Source organism: Algoriphagus sp., from assembly GCF_024642405.1.
In the GTDB taxonomy this organism is placed as follows: Bacteria; Bacteroidota; Bacteroidia; order Cytophagales; family Cyclobacteriaceae; genus Algoriphagus.
In genome coordinates this window covers 1-4,937 of sequence record NZ_JAHEBC010000289.1, presented here as the reverse complement: position 1 = coordinate 4,937, position 4,937 = coordinate 1, and the positions used below count along the sequence as shown (strand labels likewise).

At 38.2% G+C, this 4,937-nt stretch carries 7 protein-coding genes; 5 read left to right on the top strand and 2 right to left on the bottom strand.

The features are described from left to right. From Q0L68_RS16320 to Q0L68_RS16300, 5 genes are all read left to right on the top strand, one after another. The coding region (locus Q0L68_RS16320) for a peptidylprolyl isomerase (RefSeq protein WP_296705227.1) at positions 1-962 on the top strand (962 nt) is incomplete at its 5' end. 84 nt (positions 963-1,046) lie between these two features. Then, entirely contained in the window at positions 1,047-1,313 is a 267-nt protein-coding gene (locus Q0L68_RS16315; RefSeq protein ID WP_296705226.1) for a DUF493 domain-containing protein, read from the top strand. Positions 1,314-1,325: 12 nt separating this feature from the next. Beyond that, positions 1,326-1,559: a 4a-hydroxytetrahydrobiopterin dehydratase gene (locus Q0L68_RS16310; RefSeq protein ID WP_296705224.1), complete on the top strand. Its 234-nt coding sequence runs from the start codon at positions 1,326-1,328 to the stop codon at positions 1,557-1,559. Beyond that, a complete protein-coding gene (rsmI, locus tag Q0L68_RS16305) occupies positions 1,556-2,251 on the top strand; it encodes a 16S rRNA (cytidine(1402)-2'-O)-methyltransferase (protein WP_296705222.1) in 696 nt (231 codons plus the stop codon). The genes Q0L68_RS16310 and rsmI overlap by 4 nt, the downstream gene beginning before the upstream one ends. Before the next feature lie 19 nt (positions 2,252-2,270). Beyond that, positions 2,271-3,074, top strand: a complete 804-nt coding sequence (locus Q0L68_RS16300; RefSeq protein WP_296705220.1) for an inositol monophosphatase family protein — start codon at positions 2,271-2,273, stop codon at positions 3,072-3,074. A 2-nt stretch (positions 3,075-3,076) separates the two neighbouring features. On the opposite strand, the gene Q0L68_RS16295 is transcribed toward Q0L68_RS16300, so the two are convergent. Together Q0L68_RS16295 and Q0L68_RS16290 are read right to left on the bottom strand one after the other, a co-directional pair. Continuing rightward, positions 3,077-3,985 carry an AEC family transporter gene (locus tag Q0L68_RS16295; protein ID WP_296705218.1) on the bottom strand — a complete coding sequence of 303 codons (909 nt, stop codon included), beginning with the start codon at positions 3,983-3,985 and terminating at the stop codon, positions 3,077-3,079. Between the two features lie 328 nt (positions 3,986-4,313). Then, complete coding sequence (locus tag Q0L68_RS16290; RefSeq protein WP_296705217.1) at positions 4,314-4,688, bottom strand: UDP-glucuronosyltransferase; 375 nt, start codon at positions 4,686-4,688, stop codon at positions 4,314-4,316. Between the last annotated feature and the right edge of the window lie 249 nt (positions 4,689-4,937).

Genomic DNA, 4,937 nt, shown 5'->3' with positions numbered 1-4,937 from the left:
CGAACTTTGCTGTATCTGCCAGACAATATGGTCAGGATGGTACTGCTCAAAACGGAGGGGATCTTGGTTACTTTGCAAAGGCAGATTTCGTTGAGCCTTTTGCAAATGCAGTATTTGCGGAAAAGTCAACTGGTCTAATCAATGAGTTAGTGGAAACTGAATATGGCTTCCATATTATTGAAGTAACTGGAATGCCTTTGACCGAATATACAAAACTGGCAGTATTAGAACTTGAGCTTGTGGCAAGCGATGCAACTAGAAATGAGGCATTCAGAAATGCAGATTCATTTGCAGCTTCCAGTGGAAACAGAATAGAATTTAATGAGAATGCAGCTGCCGATGGTTACAGAGTTCTAGAGGCTAGCAACGTAGATGCAACGAGCAGAAATATCAATAACATACAGAACGCGAGAGAAGTCATTAGATGGGCTTTTACGGAAGCTTCTGAAGATGAAGTTTCTCCAGTGTTCGAATTGGATAATAATTACATAGTAGCTTCTCTGATCAGTAAAAAAGAAGAAGGAGATGCTAAGCTGGAAGATGTACGATCTCAAGTTGAGGCTCAGGTTAGAAACGATAAGAAGGCTGCTGCAATAGCCGAAAGGTTGAACGGAAAATCTACTCTTGAAGAGATGCAAGCTGAATTTCCGGAAGCTTCTTTAAATACTACTCCTGATTTGAAACTCAGCGCTTCTGTTATTCCAGGTGTAGGATTTGCGCCAAAGGCTATAGGTTCAGTTTTTGGTTTACAAAACTCCGGAGAAATGACGGCACCTATTAAAGAAGATGTGGGAGTCATTGTAGCAAAACTTAATAACTTAACCCCAGCTGCCGAAATAGGAGATTACAGTGGATTCCAAAATCAATTAACACAAAGTGCTTCTCAGCGAACATCGTATCAGGTCATGATGGCCCTGCAAGATCTTGCTGATGTAAAAGACTACCGATATAAATTCTTTTAATAAAGAAAAGAACATCGGAACCCATGCCAACTGGCATGGGTTCTTTGTTTGAACCTATTTAGAATTACTTAAAGGGTGTAGACCATGGACAGGAATTTTGATAAAGAAAACTTCAAAGAAAAGTTAGAAGCATCAGGACAGTTCCCGATGCTTTATATGTTTAAGTTTATTGTGCCAAGCGGGAAGGAGAATGAAATAGCGGTTTTTTTCCCAAAAAATGAGATAAAGATTAAACCGAGTTCTGGTGGCAAATATGTCAGTACTACGATCCAGGCAATGATGGAAACTCCGGATCAAATAGTTGACATTTATGAAAAAGTTTCTAACATAGAAGGAATAATTTCACTTTAAAGCAACCAAAAAATGTGGATTGAAGAAAACAATAAGCTAAAGCAAACTTTCAAATTTAAAGATTTTCAAGAGGCCTTTGCCTTTATGACGCGTGTCGCTTTTCTTGCGGAGAGTGCCCAACATCATCCTAACTGGAGTAACGTGTATAATCAAGTAACCATTGAGCTCACTACACATGACGCGGGCAATACGATCACCGAGAAAGACCGTTCTTTAGCGAAAGCCATTGATAAAATATTGAAATGAGCGAAGTTTCACGTCCTAACCTGTTTATTGTCCCGACACCAATCGGAAATCTTCAGGACATCACTTTAAGGGCTATTGAAGTTCTCAAGCAGGCCGACGTGATTTTAGCTGAGGATACCAGAACAAGTGGAATATTACTTAAACACCTGAATATTTCCAGACCTTTACAGAGCTACCATATTTTCAATGAGCATAAAGCGGTAGAAAAATTGGTAGAGCGAATGAAAGGTGGGGAACATTTTGCTTTGATCAGTGATGCCGGAACTCCAGCTATCTCAGATCCAGGTTTCCTCTTAGTTAGAGAGGTCATACAAGCAGGTCTTGAAGTACAATGTCTTCCTGGCCCTACTGCATTTGTTCCCGCCCTAGTCAACAGTGGATTACCTAATGATCGATTCGTATTCGAAGGATTTTTACCTCATAAAAAGGGCAGAAAGACAAGAATCGAAGGATTGATGGAAGAAGTTCGGACGATGATTTTTTATGAATCTACTCACAGAATCCAAAAAACTTTGGTACAACTGGCCGAAGCGTTTGGTGAAGAGCGACAAGCTTGTGTTTCAAGAGAATTGACAAAATTGCACGAAGAAAACGCTAGAGGTACGCTAAAAGAATTAATCGAATACTACCAAACCCATCCCGTAAAAGGAGAAATTGTTCTTGTAGTTGCAGGCAAGAATCCTAAAGCCTAATTTTCAAATCTATTTATTTATGAATACCCTAGATCAATTAAACGTTCTTCTTGAGCGCACCCAAGAAATTGCGAAAGAAGTTGGCTCTTTTATCCGAAAAGAAAGGCAGCATTTTAATGTGAAAAATGTCGAGCATAAAGGCTTCAATGATTTAGTTTCTTACGTCGATAAAGAGGCTGAAAAGAAAATAGTATTTGCTCTCTCCAAGATTTTACCAGAGGCAGGATTTATCACAGAAGAGGGTACCAATACGACAAGAGCCGAACGATATAATTGGGTAATTGATCCGCTGGATGGTACAACTAATTTTATTCATGGAGTCCCATTCTTTGCGGTTAGTATTGCACTGATGGAGTATGATGAGGTTGTTTTAGGTGTTGTCTATGAGGTGAACAGACATGAATGTTTTTATGCCAGAAAAGGAGGGGGAGCTTTTTGTAATGATACGAAAATTAAAGTAAGCGCTGCTCCAGATTTATCTGCTTCTCTTATCGCGACTGGATTTCCTTATTACAATTTTGAATTGATTGATAAGTATTTGGCGGCTTTAAAATCGATGATGCAAAAAACACATGGTCTCAGAAGGTTCGGGAGTGCTGCTACGGATTTATGTTATGTGGCTTCAGGAAGAATTGAAGGATTTTTTGAATACAACTTAAACTCCTATGATGTCGCTGCTGGTGCTTTGATTGTCCAGGAAGCTGGAGGAACGGTTACAGATTTTTCCGGTGGAAATAACTTTATTTTCGGGAGAGAAATTATTGCATCCAATGGCCATATTCAAAATGAATTTATCCAGGAATTACAATCGATCTGGGGCTGAAATTAGCCTAATAAATAATACCAGGCCAATACGCTGATACCTGCAATTGGAATTCCCAAGCCTGCCAAAAGAGTCGCTAATTTAGGTCGCAAGTCAAAACTTATAGCAACGATAGAACCAGTAATCATTGGGGCCATCCCACTTTCCAATACAGTTACCTTAAATGTCAAGCTTTCTGTGGATAGGAAATTGCTATAAATAATCCAGACCAATATTGGGGCAAGAATTAATCGGTAACCCATTCCCATCCAAAAATACCTGGATTTTAGCGAATCAAAATCCAAAGAGAATTTTAAGCCAATAGCAAAAAGTGCTAAAGGAGCCATTGTTCTACCTATAAATTTTAAAAAGGGCATAAATATCTCCGGGGTAGGTATTTCCAGAATACTCATCACTAAAGTTCCCATAAGAAAGCCAAACGGAGGGAAACTGATAATTTTTAAAGGGATGCTACTGAGTTTGCCACGTTTATGGCTATAAAGGGATCCCACTAATATCGACAAGGAAGAAACGAGTAGGAAAGACCCACCTTGATCTATAAGTAATGCGACTGGCATTCCTTCTTTGCCATACAGTCCTTCGACAATTGGGAATCCTAGAAAAGAGGTATTCGCTAGACCAGCAACGATGATAAGGCATCCTGTCAAAGCTCTATCCCATTCGAATATTTTGCCCAGAATGCCAAAAATTATCCAGGAGCCAATGAAAGTAAACCAAGCAGCGGAAATTGGGATTAACAAAGCCCATTCTGCTTTGATCTGGGGAATGTAAAGCAATGCCAATGCTGGCAAGACAATATTCAATAAATAGAAGTTCGTCCATTTAGTAGCTTTCTCGGTAGGAAAGCCCTTTTTATACTGAAGAAATAATCCCAAAAAAAGTCCTAATACTGCAATGAACACTGGAATCATGCGGTTTTTGGATTAGGTGGAATTGTTATTAACATAGATTTAATTTTGAAATTTTGTATGACATTGAAAATGAGTATACTTTTATTCAAATTATTAGTGATCATATGACGAAACTTGTACCTATTTCTATTGATGGAGGAAAATGGATTCAACTATCACAATTAAGCTCTAAACATGCGAAGCAATTTAAATCTTGGTTGCCTGTCAATAGCTTGAAGAAAATAATTTTTCAGGGAATAGAGTTAAACGAATGTGTTGATTTCTCAACCTATGAATATTGGTTCCGCTCCCACCTGGCATCAAGCCGAAACTTAAATTCTTTAGATTTTTAAATTAGGCCTGCATTTTCTCTCTTTTCCTTAAAATACTTTTTTATTTCAGGGTAGAAACCACTTTCCACCTCTGGGATTCCATAGAGAGTAATTTCAATATTTCCTTCATTCAAATCCTGGTTTACTTGAATCCCTTCAAGCATGTAAACCAAATCCTCAAAATTTAATGGTTCGTAGGTCGATGAAGGAAAGAGCATAAAATCATTTCCATAGAAATCAACAGCTTCAAATTGGATTTTATTTTCTATGAAATGGGCATAAATACTGATTTGTTCACCCCATTGACTTTCCGGGTACTGTAATTTCACCAATAAGACGGAAGTCGATCCCTCTTCGAAATAAGTTTCTGGAGTGAATTTAAAATCAAACATGGTACAAAAATAGTGAATCCGGGAAAGTAAATCTTTAATCTTTCATCAAAGCTGTTTTAGGATTGGAATATCAAGACTTTCAGGCTATTTTTGGGCTCGTTTTTGAGCTTTATCAATAGACTCATTACATAGCTAATCCGCTTTCAAACCCCTGAACATGAAAAGAGATACGGTAATATTTGACTTAATTGCCCAAGAAGAGGACCGACAAAAGAGAGGAATTGAATTAATTGCCTCAGAAAACTTTAC